Annotated in this window: 15 protein-coding genes; 8 read left to right on the top strand and 7 right to left on the bottom strand. The window is 71.1% G+C overall.

Features of this window, described 5'->3' with window-relative positions; genetic code table 11:
- The first annotated feature begins 3 nt into the window (after nt 1–3).
- Nucleotides 4–504, top strand: a complete 501-nt coding sequence (locus LPC04_RS17225) for a GNAT family N-acetyltransferase (RefSeq protein ID WP_275683490.1) — start codon at nt 4–6, stop codon at nt 502–504.
- On the opposite strand, the gene LPC04_RS17220 is transcribed toward LPC04_RS17225, so the two are convergent.
- Entirely contained in the window at nt 501–1712 is a 1212-nt protein-coding gene (locus LPC04_RS17220; RefSeq protein ID WP_275683489.1) for a lanthionine synthetase C family protein, read from the bottom strand. The genes LPC04_RS17225 and LPC04_RS17220 overlap by 4 nt on opposite strands.
- A gap of 13 nt (nt 1713–1725) precedes the next feature.
- The gene (locus LPC04_RS17215) at nt 1726–2112 is read right to left on the bottom strand and encodes a hypothetical protein (protein ID WP_275683488.1); all 387 of its coding nucleotides are present in this window, start codon (nt 2110–2112) and stop codon (nt 1726–1728) included.
- A 72-nt stretch (nt 2113–2184) separates the two neighbouring features.
- Here LPC04_RS17215 and LPC04_RS17210 point away from each other — a divergent pair, with 72 nt between their 5' ends.
- The 6 genes from LPC04_RS17210 (at nt 2185) to LPC04_RS17185 (ending at nt 8884) form a co-directional block, all read left to right on the top strand.
- Nucleotides 2185–3060: an alpha/beta hydrolase gene (locus LPC04_RS17210; protein ID WP_275683487.1), complete on the top strand. Its 876-nt coding sequence runs from the start codon at nt 2185–2187 to the stop codon at nt 3058–3060.
- Between the two features lie 18 nt (nt 3061–3078).
- Complete coding sequence (locus LPC04_RS17205; protein WP_275683486.1) at nt 3079–3750, top strand: HAD-IA family hydrolase; 672 nt, start codon at nt 3079–3081, stop codon at nt 3748–3750.
- A 4-nt stretch (nt 3751–3754) separates the two neighbouring features.
- Complete coding sequence (locus LPC04_RS17200; protein ID WP_275683485.1) at nt 3755–4594, top strand: RDD family protein; 840 nt, start codon at nt 3755–3757, stop codon at nt 4592–4594.
- A gap of 79 nt (nt 4595–4673) precedes the next feature.
- Nucleotides 4674–6785, top strand: a complete 2112-nt coding sequence (ligA, locus tag LPC04_RS17195) for an NAD-dependent DNA ligase LigA (protein WP_275683484.1) — start codon at nt 4674–4676, stop codon at nt 6783–6785.
- A 62-nt stretch (nt 6786–6847) separates the two neighbouring features.
- Nucleotides 6848–7384: a peptide deformylase gene (def, locus tag LPC04_RS17190; RefSeq protein ID WP_275683483.1), complete on the top strand. Its 537-nt coding sequence runs from the start codon at nt 6848–6850 to the stop codon at nt 7382–7384.
- Between the two features lie 72 nt (nt 7385–7456).
- Nucleotides 7457–8884 carry a DUF6600 domain-containing protein gene (locus LPC04_RS17185; protein WP_275683482.1) on the top strand — a complete coding sequence of 476 codons (1428 nt, stop codon included), beginning with the start codon at nt 7457–7459 and terminating at the stop codon, nt 8882–8884.
- Between the two features lie 3 nt (nt 8885–8887).
- On the opposite strand, the gene LPC04_RS17180 is transcribed toward LPC04_RS17185, so the two are convergent.
- Nucleotides 8888–9562, bottom strand: coding sequence for an arylesterase (locus LPC04_RS17180; protein ID WP_275683481.1), 675 nt, complete (start codon nt 9560–9562; stop codon nt 8888–8890).
- Here LPC04_RS17180 and LPC04_RS17175 point away from each other — a divergent pair.
- A complete protein-coding gene (locus tag LPC04_RS17175) occupies nt 9561–10244 on the top strand; it encodes an ABC transporter ATP-binding protein (protein ID WP_275683480.1) in 684 nt (227 codons plus the stop codon). The two genes, LPC04_RS17180 and LPC04_RS17175, sit on opposite strands and share 2 nt — an antisense overlap.
- Nucleotides 10245–10251: 7 nt before the next feature.
- Here the strand turns inward: LPC04_RS17175 and LPC04_RS17170 are convergent, their stop codons facing one another.
- The 4 genes from LPC04_RS17170 to LPC04_RS17155 form a co-directional block, all read right to left on the bottom strand.
- The gene (locus tag LPC04_RS17170; RefSeq protein WP_275683479.1) at nt 10252–11283 is read right to left on the bottom strand and encodes an alpha/beta hydrolase-fold protein; all 1032 of its coding nucleotides are present in this window, start codon (nt 11281–11283) and stop codon (nt 10252–10254) included.
- A gap of 150 nt (nt 11284–11433) precedes the next feature.
- Entirely contained in the window at nt 11434–12264 is an 831-nt protein-coding gene (locus LPC04_RS17165; protein ID WP_275683478.1) for a peptidylprolyl isomerase, read from the bottom strand.
- A 184-nt stretch (nt 12265–12448) separates the two neighbouring features.
- On the bottom strand, nt 12449–12721 hold the full coding sequence (locus LPC04_RS17160) for a BolA family protein (protein ID WP_275683477.1): 273 nt from the start codon (nt 12719–12721) through the stop codon (nt 12449–12451).
- Nucleotides 12718–13362, bottom strand: a complete 645-nt coding sequence (locus tag LPC04_RS17155; protein ID WP_275683476.1) for a septation protein A — start codon at nt 13360–13362, stop codon at nt 12718–12720. Before LPC04_RS17155 ends, LPC04_RS17160 begins: the two co-directional genes overlap by 4 nt.
- Nucleotides 13363–13436 lie beyond the last annotated feature (74 nt).

Here is a 13436-nt window from a genome sequence, read left to right as displayed (position 1 = left end):
GCCATGCCGGCCGCCGCCGAACCCATCGCCTTCGACTGGCGCCGCGCCACCGGCGCCGACGTGTTCACGCTGGCCGCGCTGTATCGCGACGCCGCGCTGCGCCTGGGGCCGCGGGTCTACACGCCGGAGCAGGCCCGCGCCTGGGCCTCGTTCGCGGACGACCAGCCCGGCTTCCGCAAGTACGTGCTCGGGGCCGAGACCTGGATCGCCGAACGCGCGGCCGACGGTCGCGCGCTGGGCTTCTGCGGCATCGCTGCCGATGGCGACCCGCGCGAGGTGCATTCGCTGTACGTGACGCCGCCGATGACGCGTCGAGGCGTGGGCAGCGAGATGCTGTGCCGCACGCTGGAGCGCGCCGAGGCCGACGGCGTCACGCGCTTCGCCGCCTGGGTCACGCCGTTCAGCCGCCCCGTCTTCCTGGCCGCGGGCTTCGCGCTGACGGAGACGGTGACGGCGCCGTTCGCGGGCGTGATGTTCGAGCGCTACCGGGTCGAGCGCGGCTAGCCGAAGAACACGTCCAGCGTCGGGAACTCCGCGCGCTCGCGCAGGCAGTCCCACAGGAAGATCGCCAGCCCGATGTCGCCCGTCCACAGCGAATGGCGCAGGCGGCCGGTGCGTGCGGTCTCGTCCTCGAACTGCGCGATCGCGTGCATCGCGAAGGCCCGCGCGCGCTCGCGCCAGCGCGTGTCGCCCGTGCGCGCGTGCAGCACCATGAACGCGTAGGCGTTGCCGGCCGTGCCGTGGCAAAGGTTTCCCCCCTTGGCGAGCGGGCCGGCGGCCCACGTCGCCTCGCCCGCCTCGACCAGCAACGGGTCGAGCACCCGGCCGGGCAGGTCGGCGAGGCAGACGACGAAGCCGGGCGCGCCGTGGCAGAACTGCATGAGCCACTTCTGCGGCGTGCCGGGCGGCTCGTCGGCCGACACGGGCCAGGTCGCGCGGCCGTCCTCGCGGATCGCGGTGTGGGCGATCGTCGTCTCGATGCAGCGCTGCCACTCGGCCCAGTCGTCGGCGGGCAGCAGGTGGCGGCCCATGATCAGCGCGCGGGCCGTGGCGACGAAGCCGTGCACGGCGTCGAGGTAGCGCACCTGGCGGCCGTACAGGTCCTGCGACCAGTAGTGGCAGGACTGCCGCTCCGACCACGACAGCTGCTCGCGCAGCCGCTGCGCGACGCGGCGGAACAGCGCGGCCCAGCGCTCGTCGCCACTGCGGCGATGCATCAGCGCCGCCGCCAGCAGCGAGCCTGGCGCCCCCCACATCAGCTCGCGCGACGGGTGGTCGATGTTGGCCTCGATCAGCGAGGCGATCGCGTCGGCGCGTTGGGCGCTCGGCGACTGGCCCCACGCCATCATCTCGAACGGCAGCTCGCCCATCAGGTAGCTGCCCGCGTTGTCGCCGGGCTCGGCGGCGAGCCAGGCGCGATTGCGCTCGCGGATCGCGTCCAGGTGCGACGCGAGCGACGGGCTCGGCGCGGCGCCGACGGCGTCCAGGTAGTCCAGCGCCCAGACGACGCCGGCGGCGCCGAAGTACAGGCAGGTCGCGGGCGCGTCGGGGTCGTCGTCCGGATTCTGGTCGCGCGGATGCACCGGCCACAGCGTCTCGGGCGAGAACGCGGCGACGGTGGCCTCGACGATGCGTGCGATCGTCGCGCGCACGCGGGCCTCGTCCCAGGCGATGGCCAGCAAGGGTTCATGGCGGGCGGGGTCGTGCAGCATGGGGTGGTCCGTTTCAGGTCAGCGTGAACGAGGTCGAGTCCACCTGCGCCATCGCGCCCACGTGCATGGTGCGCGTGTGCGCGACGCGCGCGGGCCACGCGCTGGCGGTGTCGACGACGAAGTCGCCGCGCTCCTCCAGCGAGACCGGCGGCAGCACGACCTGGCCGGGATCGGCATCGACGGCGCTGTCGACGATACGGCCCGCCGTATCGACGCCGGCCCGCGCCGCCGCGGTCGTCGCGACCGGATCGCCGACCATCGGCCAGCCCGCTCGGCCCGCCCCGTGCGAGCCTGGAGCGCGGATCGGCTCGAAGGACGGCGGCCCGGCGTCGGCGCAGCGGCCGAAGATCGGCGGCGAGGCGATCAGGCCCAGCAGGGTTCGGCGTTCGACGTCGGTCATGCGGTGTCGTGGCGAGACAGGGTGCACAGCATACGTGGACGCGGCGCTTCGAGGTAGGCTGTCGGGATGCGCATGAAGCTCCTGCTCTCGCTCGCGGCGCTCGCCGCGACACTCGCCGCCTGCAGCACCCCGGCGCCGTCCCCGTCGACGCCGCGTCCGTCGACCGCCGGCCCCGGCGTCCATGTGCTCGCGCAGCGCCTGGCCATGCCCGGCCTCGGCCGCGAGCGCACGCTGCGGCTGTACCTGCCGCCGTCGTACGAGACGTCGCCGGACGCGCGTTATCCGGTGATCTACATGCACGACGCGCAGAACCTGTTCGACGACGCGACGTCCTTTGCCGGCGAATGGGGCGTCGACGAGACGCTGGACGCCTTCGCCCGCACGCGCGGCCTCGAGGCCATCGTCGTGGGCATCGACAACGGCGGCGCGGATCGCAACCACGAGCTGTCGCCGTGGAGCAATCCGAAGATCGATCCGGCGCAGGGCGCGCAGTACATGGCCTTCGTCGTCGACGTCGTCAAGCCCTTCGTCGACGCGCACTACCGCACGCGGCCCGATCGCGCCAACACCGCGATGATCGGCAGCTCGCTGGGCGGGCTGGTCACGCACTACGCGCTGCTGCGCTATCCGCAGGTGTTCGGCAAGGCGGCGATCTTCTCGCCGTCGTACTGGATCTCGAACGAGGCCTACACGCAGACGGCGGCGCATCCGTGGCCCGCGGACACGCGCGTCTACTTCTACATCGGCGGCAAGGAGGGCGACGAGTCCGTGCCCGACCTCGAACGCATGATCCCGCTGCTGGCCACGCCCGACCACGCGGTGCGCGGCATCACGCTTCACATCGAGCCCGACGCGCGGCACGACGAGAAGGCCTGGCGCGCCGAGTTCCCGCGTGCGATCGCCTGGCTGTTCGAGGTGAGGCCGCTCGATGCGAAGATGGCGCCTTGACTTGACGACCGAATCGCCGTGAACCGACCCGACCTGCCTGACCGCGCCTACGCCGCCTTCCTGTTCGACATGGACGGCACGATCCTCAGCTCGATCGCCTGCGCCGAGCGCGTGTGGACGCGCTGGGCGCTGCGCCACGGCCTCGACGTCGCCGCGTTCCTGCCGACGATCCACGGCATGCGCGCCATCGAGACGGTGCGCAGCCAGAACCTCGCGGGGGTCGACGCCGAGGCCGAGGCCGCGCGGATCACGGCCGAGGAGATGGACGACGTCGAGGGCATCGCGGAGATAGCCGGCGTGGCCGCGTTCATGGCGGCGCTGCCGGCGGGTCGCTGGGCGGTCGTCACGTCGGCGCCGCGCGAGCTGGCAACGCGCCGCATCGTCGCGGCCGGGTTGCCGCTGCCGCCGTTGCTGGTCTCGGCCGACGACGTCGCGCAGGGCAAGCCCGCGCCGGACTGCTTCCTGCTCGCCGCGTCGCGCCTGGGCGTGCGCGCGAGCGACTGCCTCGTGTTCGAGGACGCCCCGGCCGGCATCGCCGCGGCCGAGGCCGCCGGCGCGAGCGTGCTGGTGATCACCGCGACCCATGCGCATCCGCTGGACACGCCGCATCCCGGCGTCGGCGACTACGTGAAGCTGGCGCCGCGCGTCGACGCAGACGGCCGCCTGCGCCTCGTCGCGACGGGAGCCTGAGCGCATGGGATCGACGAGTCTGGTGAAGCGGGCGCTGGCGCCGGCCTGGGTGCGGCCCGAGGCGCTCAATGTCACGCCGGAGCTGCTGGGCATGCCGCTCGCGCCGCACGGCCGGCGCGCGCTGGCGATGGGCGTGGATCTCGCGGTGATCGGGTTGCTGTCGACCACCGGCATGTTCTGGGTGGTGGCCGGCATCGGCGCGATCGTCGTCCAGCTGCGCAGCCCGCCGCCGAACCGGCCGCGCTCGCGCGCCCTGCTGATGTGGCTCGCGCTGGCGCTGCTGATCGTGCTGGCGGTGCGCCACGGCGAATCCTGGTACGAGCACCGCAACGATCCGCCGCGCGCCGAGGCGGCGACGGACGACGACGATGACGGCGACGCCACCGCCGCCGCGGCATCGGCGGCTTCGGCGACGGCCGCGGAGGTCGCGCTGCGCGCCGCGCACAAGGAACAGGCGCACGACGCCGCGCGCATCCGCGATCTCGAGGCGCAGCTGGCCGAGGCGCGCAAGCCGCGGCCGATCCAGTGGCGCGACGCCGCGATGGGCAGCCTGCACAAGCTGGGCCTGCGCTTCGGCTGGGCCATCGCGTACTTCTCGCTGCTGCCGTTCTGGTGGAAGGGCCAGACCGTCGGCAAGCGCCTGTTCGGGTTGCGCGTCGTGGAGCTCACCGGCAAGCCGCTGGGCCTGATGACCTGCTTCGGCCGCTACGGCGGCTATGCCGCGGGCCTGGCCACGGGCGGCACGGGCTTCCTGCAGGTGCTGTGGGATCCGAACCGCCAGGCGGTCGAGGACAAGCTCGCGCACACCGTCGTCGTCGACCTGCGCGGGCCGCGCGCGGCCTGAGCATCCGGCGCGCCGAAACGGCGATTTCGTCGGCCCTGGGCGCCGGCAACCGGGGCCGCGTGCGCCTAAACTCTCGCGCATGACCTCTTCCCTCGCCACCGCCACGAAACGTGCCGACGAGCTGCACGCGATCCTGCACGAGCACGCCCACAAGTACTACGTGCTCGACGAGCCGAGCATCCCCGACGCCGAATACGACAGGCTGTTCCAGGAGCTGCAGTCCATCGAGGCCGCGCACCCCGAGCTGGCGCGCGCCGATTCGCCGACCCAGCGCGTCATCGGCCAGGTGCTCGAGGGCTTCGCCACCGTGCACCACACGGTGCCGATGCTGAGCATCCGCACCGAGACCGACATCACCGAAGGCGGCGCGCTGGCCTTCGACGCCCGCGTGCGGCGCGAGCTCGGGCTCACCGAGGCCGACCCGCCGGTCGCGTACTCGGCGGAGTTGAAGTTCGACGGCCTGGCCATCAACCTGCGCTACGAGCTTGGCGTGCTGGTGCAGGCCGCCACGCGCGGCGACGGCGAGAAGGGCGAGGACGTCACGTCCAACATCCGCACGATCCGCCAGATCCCGCTGCGGCTCAAGGGCGTCGCCGCGCCGGTGCTGGAGGTGCGCGGCGAGGTCTACATGAAGCGTGCCGACTTCGACGCCTACAACGAGCGCCAGCGCGCGCTGATCGCCGGCGGCGCCCGGAACGAGAAGACCGTCGTCAATCCGCGCAACGCCGCCGCCGGCGCGGTGCGCCAGCTCGATCCGAACCAGTCGCGCAAGCGTCCGCTGAGCTTCTTCGCCTACGGCCTGGGCGACGTGCAGGGCTGGACGGTGCCCTCCACGCACAGCGGCCTGCTGGACGCGCTCGCCGCGATGGGCTTTCCCGTCGCGAGGCAGCGCGTGGTCACGCAGGGCGCGGCCGGGCTGGTCAAGTATCACGAGGCCATGGGCGCGGAGCGCGACAAGCTGCCGTATGACATCGACGGCGTCGTCTACAAGGTCGACTCGCGCGAGCTGCAGGCCAAGCTGGGCTTCGTGAGCCGCGAGCCGCGCTGGGCCGTCGCGCACAAGTACCCGGCGCAGGAGCAGATGACGCAGCTGATGGACATCGACATCCAGGTCGGCCGCACCGGCAAGCTGACGCCGGTGGCCAAGCTGCAGCCGGTGTTCGTCGGCGGCACCACGGTGAGCAACGCGACGCTGCACAACGAGGGCGAGGCGCAGCGCAAGGACGTGCGCGTCGGCGACACCGTCATCGTGCGGCGCGCGGGCGACGTCATCCCCGAGGTCGTCGGCGTCGTGCTGGACAAGCGCACGCCCGAGGTCGCGGCCAAGCCGCTGTTCGACATGTTCGCGTGGGTGCACGGCAAGTGCCCGATCTGCGCCAGCCCGATCGCCAAGGAGGAAGGCGAGGCCGACTGGCGCTGCACCGGCGGCATCACCTGCCCCGCGCAGTGCAAGCAGGCCTTCCTGCACTTCGCGAGCCGGCGTGCCGTGGAGATCGAGGGGCTGGGCGACAAGGTGGTCGACCAGCTCGTCGACGCCGGCATCGTGCGCACGCTGCCCGAGCTCTACAAGCTGGGCTTCGCCAAGCTCAACGAACTCGAACGCATGGGCGAGAAGAGCGCCCGGAACCTGCTGGACGCGATCGAGCGCAGCAAGGCCACCACGCTGCCGCGCTTCCTGTACGGGCTGGGCATCCGCCATGTCGGCGAGGGCACGTCCAAGGATCTCGCGCGCCACTTCGGCGACATCGACAAGCTGATGGACTCGAGCGTGGAGCAACTGCTGGAGGTCAACGACGTCGGCCCCATCGTCGCCAACAGCGTGCGCGAGTTCTTCGACCAGCCGCATCACCGCGAGGTCGTCGAGCAGCTGCGCGCGGCCGGCGTGCACTGGCCCGCGATCGCCGGCACCGCCAGCGACGCGCACCGCCCGCTGCTGGGCAAGACGCTGGTCATCACCGGCACGCTGCCCACGCTGGGCCGCGAGGACGCCAAGGAGCTGATCGAGGCCGCGGGCGGCAAGGTCAGCGGTTCGGTGTCGAAGAAGACGAACTGGCTCGTGGCCGGCGAGGAGGCGGGCAGCAAGCTGGACAAGGCGCGCGAGCTGGGCATCGCGATCCTCGACGAGGCCGGGCTGCAGGCGCTGCTCGCGGCGCCGCCGGACGCGGTCGACGCGGCCGCCGGCACCGAGTGACGATGCGACTGCTCGCCGCGTTGCAGAATCACGCCAAGACACTCTTCAAGGCTCAGCCCACCATGACCGTCCGCGAAATCCTCAAGATGGGCGACCCGCGCCTGCTGCGCATCGCCAAGCCCGTCGAGCAGTTCGACACGCCCGAGATGCGCGAGCTGATCGCCGACATGTTCGAGACGATGAAGCACGCCAACGGCGCCGGCCTGGCCGCGCCGCAGATCGGCGTCGACCTGCAGCTGGTGATCTACGGCTACGACAGCAACGTGCGCTACCCCGACGCGCCGCCCGTTCCGAAGACGGTGTTGATCAACCCCGTGATCACGCCGCTGGACGACACCGAGGTCGATGGCTGGGAGGGCTGCCTGTCGGTGCCGGGGCTGCGCGGCGTCGTGCCGCGCTGGGAGCGCATCCGCTACACCGGCTTCGACGAACTGGGCAACGCCATCGCCCGCGAGGCCGACGGCTTCCACGCCCGCGTGGTGCAGCACGAGTGCGACCACCTGATCGGCCGGCTGTACCCGACGCGCATGCGCGACCTCACGCAGTTCGGATACACCAGCGTGCTGTTTCCGGACATGGATCCGAACGCGGACGACTGAGCACGCCGATTGCTCGGCGGCCCGTGCGACCACGCCGGTCGGCCTGCGACTCTCGTCACGCGTTGAATCCTCATGCACACCTTGATCGCACCCGTCCGTCGTCCCGTTCGCTGGTTCGCATTCGCGCTGGTCTCCAGTCTGGTGGCGGCGTCCGCGCACGCGCAGGACGATCCGCCGGCGCGCGTCGGCCGCGTTGCGGAGACGGCAGGCGAGGTCCGCACGATCAATCCCGAGGGCGCCTGGGACACGCTGCTGCGCAACCAGCCGCTGTCCACCGGCGACCGCGTCTCCACCGACAAGACCGGCCGGGCGACGCTGGAGTTCGGCTCGACGGTCGTCCGCGTGGGGCCCGACACCGACCTCGTCGTCACCCAGCTCGACGACCAGAAGATCCGCCTGCATTTCGACCATGGCCAGCTGGCGGTGCGGGTGCGCTCGGACGACATCCCGGGCGAGCTGTTCATCGAGACGGACGAGGGCGCCTGGGTGCCGCACCACCAGGGCGAGTACCGCTTCGACCGCGTCGCGCGCGGCGTGCTGGGGGCGCAGGCCTGGTCGGGCGACATGCTGCTGGAAGCGCCGGACAGTTCGCTGCCCGTGAAGGCGCCGCAACGCGCCGAGGTCTGGCGCACGGGCGCGCAGCAGGCCACGCACTACCGCACGGTGCCCGCGGTCAAGGACGCGTTTGGCGACGCCGTCCTCGCCGCCGACCAGGCCGACGACAAGCTTGCGGCCGTCAACGTGGCGATGAAGATCCCGCCCGAGATGACCGGCGCCGCCGACCTCGCGCGCTTCGGCGCCTGGAGCGTGTCGGGTGCGCTGAACGTGTGGACGCCGGCGAAGCTGCCGGCGGGCTGGGCGCCGTACCAGCAGGGCGCGTGGTCGTGGAACTCGCCCTGGGGCTGGACCTGGATCGACGACGAGCCCTGGGGCTTCGCGCCGTTCCACTACGGCCGCTGGCTGTCGGTGAAGGGCCACTGGGCCTGGACGCCTGGCCAATGGGGCGCGGCGCGGCCCGTCTACGCACCGGCGCTGGTGGGCTGGTTGGGCGGGCCGGCGCTGACGCTGGACGGCGCGCCCGCTGTCGGCTGGGTCGCGCTCGCGCCCGACGAGCCGGTGTTCCCGGGCTATGCCGTGTCGGCGAAATACTGGAACGCGCTGACCGACGCGAGCGTGGCGCCGGCCAGCCGGCGTCCGGTCGCGATCCCCGGCCGCGCGCGCGTGACGCCCGCGGGCGCCGCCACCGGCGCGAATCGCGCCGTGCCGGGCGCGCTGACGGTGGTCGGCTCTTTGGCGCTGTTGCCGCATGTGCCGGTGTCGACGATGCCGGGCCCGCGCGGCGCGGAGCTGCGCAAGCCGGCGTTCGTGGCCATGGTCGACAAGTCCGTGGCGATGGGGCCGCCGGCGGCGCCGGTCGGGCATACGGCGTTGTCGGCGGGCGCCGCGACGGTGTCGATGGCGATCGCGCCCGCCAAGGCCGCGTCTGCCGCTGCGCGCTGAGGCTCAGGCCTTCAGCAAGGGCTTCAGCTGCGCCCAGACGTTGTCGAGGATGATCGGATGCGCCTTGGCGAGCGGGTGGATGCGGTCGGCCTGGAACCAGTCGTCCGCGTCGGGGCGGTCGGCGATGCCCGCGAAGATGAACGGCACCAGCGCGGCGTGGTGCGCGGTGGCGACGTCGGCGTACATCTGCGCGAACTCGGCCTGGTACTTGCGGCCGAAGTTGGGCGGCACCATCATGCCGGCGATCACCACGCGCGCGCCGGCGCCGGTCGCCAGCGTGACCATGGCGTCGAGGTTCTTGCGCGTCTCGCTCATGGCCGTGCCGCGCAAGGCGTCGTTGCCGCCCAGCTCGATCACGACGATCTTCGGATGACGCTGCTTGAGCACCGCGGGCAGGCGCGCGAGGCCGCCGGACGTCGTGTCGCCGCTGATGCTCGCGTTGTCCACCGACCAGGGCGACTTCTCGGCCGCCAGCCGCTGGCCCAGCAGCGCGACCCAGCCGGCGCCGCGCGCCAGCCCGTATTCGGCGGAGACGCTGTCGCCCACGACGACGATCTCGTGGCTGGCATCCGCGCTCGCCGGCGCGGCCGCAAGGCCGAGGGTCAGCGCCGCCGCGACGCTCGCGCTAAAGTGCAGGAATCTGCGGCGCGTCGTCCGCGCCCCGAAAAGTGAATGCATGTCTGAGCCCATCATCGTCGTCGATCGCCTCACCCGGCAGGTGAGCGACGCCACCGGAACCCTGACGATTCTCCATGACATCTCATTCACCCTGAGCGCGCGCGAGTCGGCCGCCATCGTCGGCGCGTCCGGCTCCGGCAAGAGCACGCTGCTTGGACTGCTCGCCGGCCTGGACGTTCCCACCTCCGGTTCGGTCCGCATGGCCGGCAGCGACCTGTTCTCGCTCAGCGAGGACGCGCGCGCCGCCGTGCGCGCCGAGCGCGTGGGCTTCGTCTTCCAGAGCTTCCAGCTGCTGGCGCATCGCACCGCGCTCGAGAACGTGATGCTGCCGCTCGAGCTCGCGGGCGCGCGCGACGCCCGCGCGCGCGCCACCGAGATGCTGGCGCGCGTGGGCCTCGGCGAGCGGCTGAACCACTATCCGCGCGTGCTGTCCGGCGGCGAGCAGCAGCGCGTGGCGCTGGCGCGCGCCTTCGTCGTGCGCCCGCAGGTGCTGCTGGCCGACGAGCCCACCGGCAGCCTCGACTTCGCCACCGGCGAGACCGTGATGCAGCTGATGTTCGACCTGAACCGCGAGATCGGCACGACGCTGGTGCTCGTCACCCACGACAAGTCGATCGCGGCGCGCTGCGATCGGCAGCTGCACATCGAGGCGGGCCGGCTGCTGGACGCGTTGCCGGCCTGAGCGGCTCTCAGCGCGCGCTCGCGAAGTAGGCGTCGACCGCCTCCAGCATCGCCTCGGTCTCGCGGCTCCAGAGATGGAACGTGTGGCCGCCGGGCTCCTCGGCGTAGTCGAAGGGCACGTCGCGCTTCTTCAGCTCGGCGACCAGGTCGCGGTTGGTCGGCAGCAGATGATCCTGGCCGCCGCAGCGCAGGAAGAATCGAGTCGGCAGCCCGCGCGCCTTGTCGATCTCCTGCAGCAGTTCGGGCGGATACCAGCCGCTGAGGCCGGCGCCGAAGCCGTACTGCTGCGGATGGCGCACCGCCAGCGCCACGCTGCCGTAGCCGCCCAACGACATGCCCGCCAGCGCGGACTTCGCGCGCCCCGGATGCAGGCCGTAGGTCGACTGCAGCCACAGCGGCAGCTCGGTGGCGATGAAGCGTTCGCTGGCGCCGTCGTACGAGTGCTCGCCGCGCGCGCCGCTGGGGATCACGATCACGAACGGACGGATCTTGCCGGCCGCGAGCAGGTGATCCATGTAGCGCTCGATGTGGGCGGTGCGGAACCACTGGTCGGCGTCCATGCCGCTGCCGTGCAGCAGCCACAGCACGGGCAGATCCTGGCCGCGCCTGAAGCCGGGCGGCAGGTAGACGTTGACCGACATCGTCTGCCCCAACTCGCGCGACGCGACCTGCTGCACCTGCACCTCGCCGCGCGGCGTGCCGGGCGCGACTGTCCATGGGCCCGCGCCGACGAACACGAACGAGTGCTGGCCGCCCTGGCCGTCGGCATCGTGGTCGGGCGTGGCGGGATCGTGCACCCACTGGCCGTCGACCACGAACTTGTACACCCACTGCCCGGGCTCGAGATCCAGCGTCGCGTGCCAGGTGCCGGCGTCGTCGCGCTCCATCGCGCGCTTGCCGGCGTCCCAGTCGGTCATCTCGCCGGCGAGGAACACCTGCCTGGCCTGCGGCGCGGCGATGCTGAAGGTGACCGGATCGGCACGGGCCTCGAGGGCGAGTGCGGTCAGCAGGCTGGCAACGAACAGCGCGAATTGGCGCATGGCGGCATGGCGAAGTGGCGGCCGCCCATCTTAGGCCTCGCTCGTGCGCGCAAGGGAAAGCGCGCGAGCACAAGGAAAAAGCGCCCGGCCTTTGCAGGCGGGCGCTTTCGCGGTTCAGCTCGGCGCACGCGGCGCCGCGACGAAGGAGGCTTACTTCTTGGCCGGAGCCGGCGCCTGCTGCTGCTGCTGCTCGCTGGCGAACTTGTAGTCCGTCTTGGCGGCCTTGCGCAGGCTTTCCTGGTATTCCTGCAGCTTGACCTGTTCCATCTGCTGCTTGACCTTTTCCTTGACTTCATCGAACGACGGGAACTGCGCCTGGCGCGTGTCCTCGAGCTTGATGATGTGGTAGCCGAACTGCGTCTTGACCGGGGTCTCGGTCATCTGGCCCTTCTTCAGGCCTTGCAGCGCGGTGGAGAACTCGGGCACGTAGGCGCCCGGCTTGGCCCAGTCGAGGTCGCCACCGTTTTCGGCGGAGCCGGTGTCCTTCGAGTTCTTCTTGGCCAGGTCCTCGAACTTGGCGCCGGCCTTGATCTGGGCGATCAGCTTCTTGGCGTCGTCTTCGCTGTCGACCAGGATGTGGCGGGCGTGGTATTCCATGCCCGACTGCTCGGCCTTGATCTTGTCGTACTCGGCCTTCGCGTCGGCGTCGGTGACCGGGTGCGTCTTGACGAAGTTCTGGAACAGCATGCCGATCAGCACGGTCTGGCGGGCCAGCTCCAGCTGCGCCTTGTAGTCGGCCGAGTTGGCGACGCCGTCCTTCTCGGCGGCCTGCGCGAAGATCTCGCGCATCACGGCCGTGTCCTTGGCCTGCTGCTTGAGTTCCGGCGGCGCGTCGCCCTGGCCGTGCGTGGCCGACTTGATCAGCGCGTCGACACGCGCCTGCGGCACGGGCTTGCCGTTGACGGTGGCGACGTTCTGCGCCATCACGGCCAGCGGCAGGGCGAGGATGCCGATCAACGCGGCCGAGGATTTGAAATTCATGCTGGGAGACTTTCGAGCAAACGGTTTTGGACGTGACCAGGGACGAACAAGTTCCTGGGGGGTTTCACCATGTCGCGGAGGAGTTCAGGTTGCAGAAACCCGATACCTCCGGGACATATCAAAAGGCACCCATCGAGAAACTCTATCGAGGTTCCGGGACGTGGATGCGAAGCGGAAGGGATTTTCAGACTTCGTCCGGCGTGCGGGCGTCGATGGCGAGCGCATGGACGCCCTCGGCCATCCAGGGGCGGAGGGCATCATACACGAGGCGATGTCGGGCAACCCGGGGCAATCCCGCGAACCGGGCGCTCACGATCCGCAGGTTGAAATGCGCGCCGGAACGCGCGCCAGCGTGGCCCGCGTGCGCGGCGCTGTCGTCCTCGAGCTCGAGCGCGACGGGTTGCAACCGCTCGGTCAGCGCCTGTGTCAGCGCGTCGTGCAGCGTGGCGGCGGTCATGCGCGCGGTGCCGGCTCGTCCGCGGCGGGGTGCGGCTCGAGGTGCTTGCCGAGGTAGAAGAACACGCCGACGAAGAACGCCAGCATCAGGCCGACGGTGCCGAAGGTGTGGAAGGCCACCCAGTAGTCGCGCCAGAAATAGACCACCGCGAGATTGAGCAGGCCGATCAGCGCGCACAGCGCGACCCACGAGAAATTCAGGCGCTGCCAGACCGGGTCCGGCAACTCGATCTCGGCGCCCAGCATGGCGCGGAACAGGTTCTTGTTGAACAGCGTCTTGCTGGCCCAGAACACGAGGCCCGTGCCCCAGAAGTAGATGCTGGGCTTCCACATGATGAACATCTGGTTGTGGAACCACACGGTGAGGCCGCCGAAGACGACGATCAGCACGAGGCTGATCCACAGTGCCATGTCGATCTTGCGGCCGGTGGCCTTCATCCACGCGACCTGCACCAGCGTCGCGGCGAGCACGACGACCGTGGCCAGCAGTGCGGGCGCCTCGGTCGCGCCGACGACGCCGCCCTGGACGATCGCGCCCAGCCAGTGCGTGGCGAAGGCCGCGCCCTGGTCGGGCATGTGCCCCGCGAACTTGTAGGTCGCGAAGAAGAAGATCAGCGGCAGGACGTCGAAGAGTAGTTTCATGGTCGGCGGGGCGCCCGGGTGAGGTTCGAACAGAGGGCGCTTGCGGCGGCCGGGAGGCAGCGCGGCAGGAACGG

The organism is Scleromatobacter humisilvae (genome assembly GCF_023231945.1).
Classification (GTDB): Bacteria; Pseudomonadota; Gammaproteobacteria; order Burkholderiales; family Burkholderiaceae_C; genus Scleromatobacter; species Scleromatobacter humisilvae.
The sequence above is the reverse complement of the archived record's forward strand: the minus strand, read 5'-3'. Positions and strand labels throughout refer to the sequence as shown.

Coding starts and splice junctions, on each gene's coding strand:
- LPC04_RS17225 (WP_275683490.1), top strand. CDS start 4: ATGCCGGCCGCCGCCGAACCCATCGCCTTCGACTGGCGCCGCGCCACC.
- LPC04_RS17220 (WP_275683489.1), bottom strand. CDS start 1,712: ATGCTGCACGACCCCGCCCGCCATGAACCCTTGCTGGCCATCGCCTGG.
- LPC04_RS17215 (WP_275683488.1), bottom strand. CDS start 2,112: ATGACCGACGTCGAACGCCGAACCCTGCTGGGCCTGATCGCCTCGCCG.
- LPC04_RS17210 (WP_275683487.1), top strand. CDS start 2,185: ATGAAGCTCCTGCTCTCGCTCGCGGCGCTCGCCGCGACACTCGCCGCC.
- LPC04_RS17200 (WP_275683485.1), top strand. CDS start 3,755: ATGGGATCGACGAGTCTGGTGAAGCGGGCGCTGGCGCCGGCCTGGGTG.
- ligA (WP_275683484.1), top strand. CDS start 4,674: ATGACCTCTTCCCTCGCCACCGCCACGAAACGTGCCGACGAGCTGCAC.
- def (WP_275683483.1), top strand. CDS start 6,848: ATGACCGTCCGCGAAATCCTCAAGATGGGCGACCCGCGCCTGCTGCGC.
- LPC04_RS17185 (WP_275683482.1), top strand. CDS start 7,457: ATGCACACCTTGATCGCACCCGTCCGTCGTCCCGTTCGCTGGTTCGCA.
- LPC04_RS17175 (WP_275683480.1), top strand. CDS start 9,561: ATGTCTGAGCCCATCATCGTCGTCGATCGCCTCACCCGGCAGGTGAGC.
- LPC04_RS17180 (WP_275683481.1), bottom strand. CDS start 9,562: ATGCATTCACTTTTCGGGGCGCGGACGACGCGCCGCAGATTCCTGCAC.
- LPC04_RS17170 (WP_275683479.1), bottom strand. CDS start 11,283: ATGCGCCAATTCGCGCTGTTCGTTGCCAGCCTGCTGACCGCACTCGCC.
- LPC04_RS17165 (WP_275683478.1), bottom strand. CDS start 12,264: ATGAATTTCAAATCCTCGGCCGCGTTGATCGGCATCCTCGCCCTGCCG.
- LPC04_RS17160 (WP_275683477.1), bottom strand. CDS start 12,721: ATGACCGCCGCCACGCTGCACGACGCGCTGACACAGGCGCTGACCGAG.
- LPC04_RS17155 (WP_275683476.1), bottom strand. CDS start 13,362: ATGAAACTACTCTTCGACGTCCTGCCGCTGATCTTCTTCTTCGCGACC.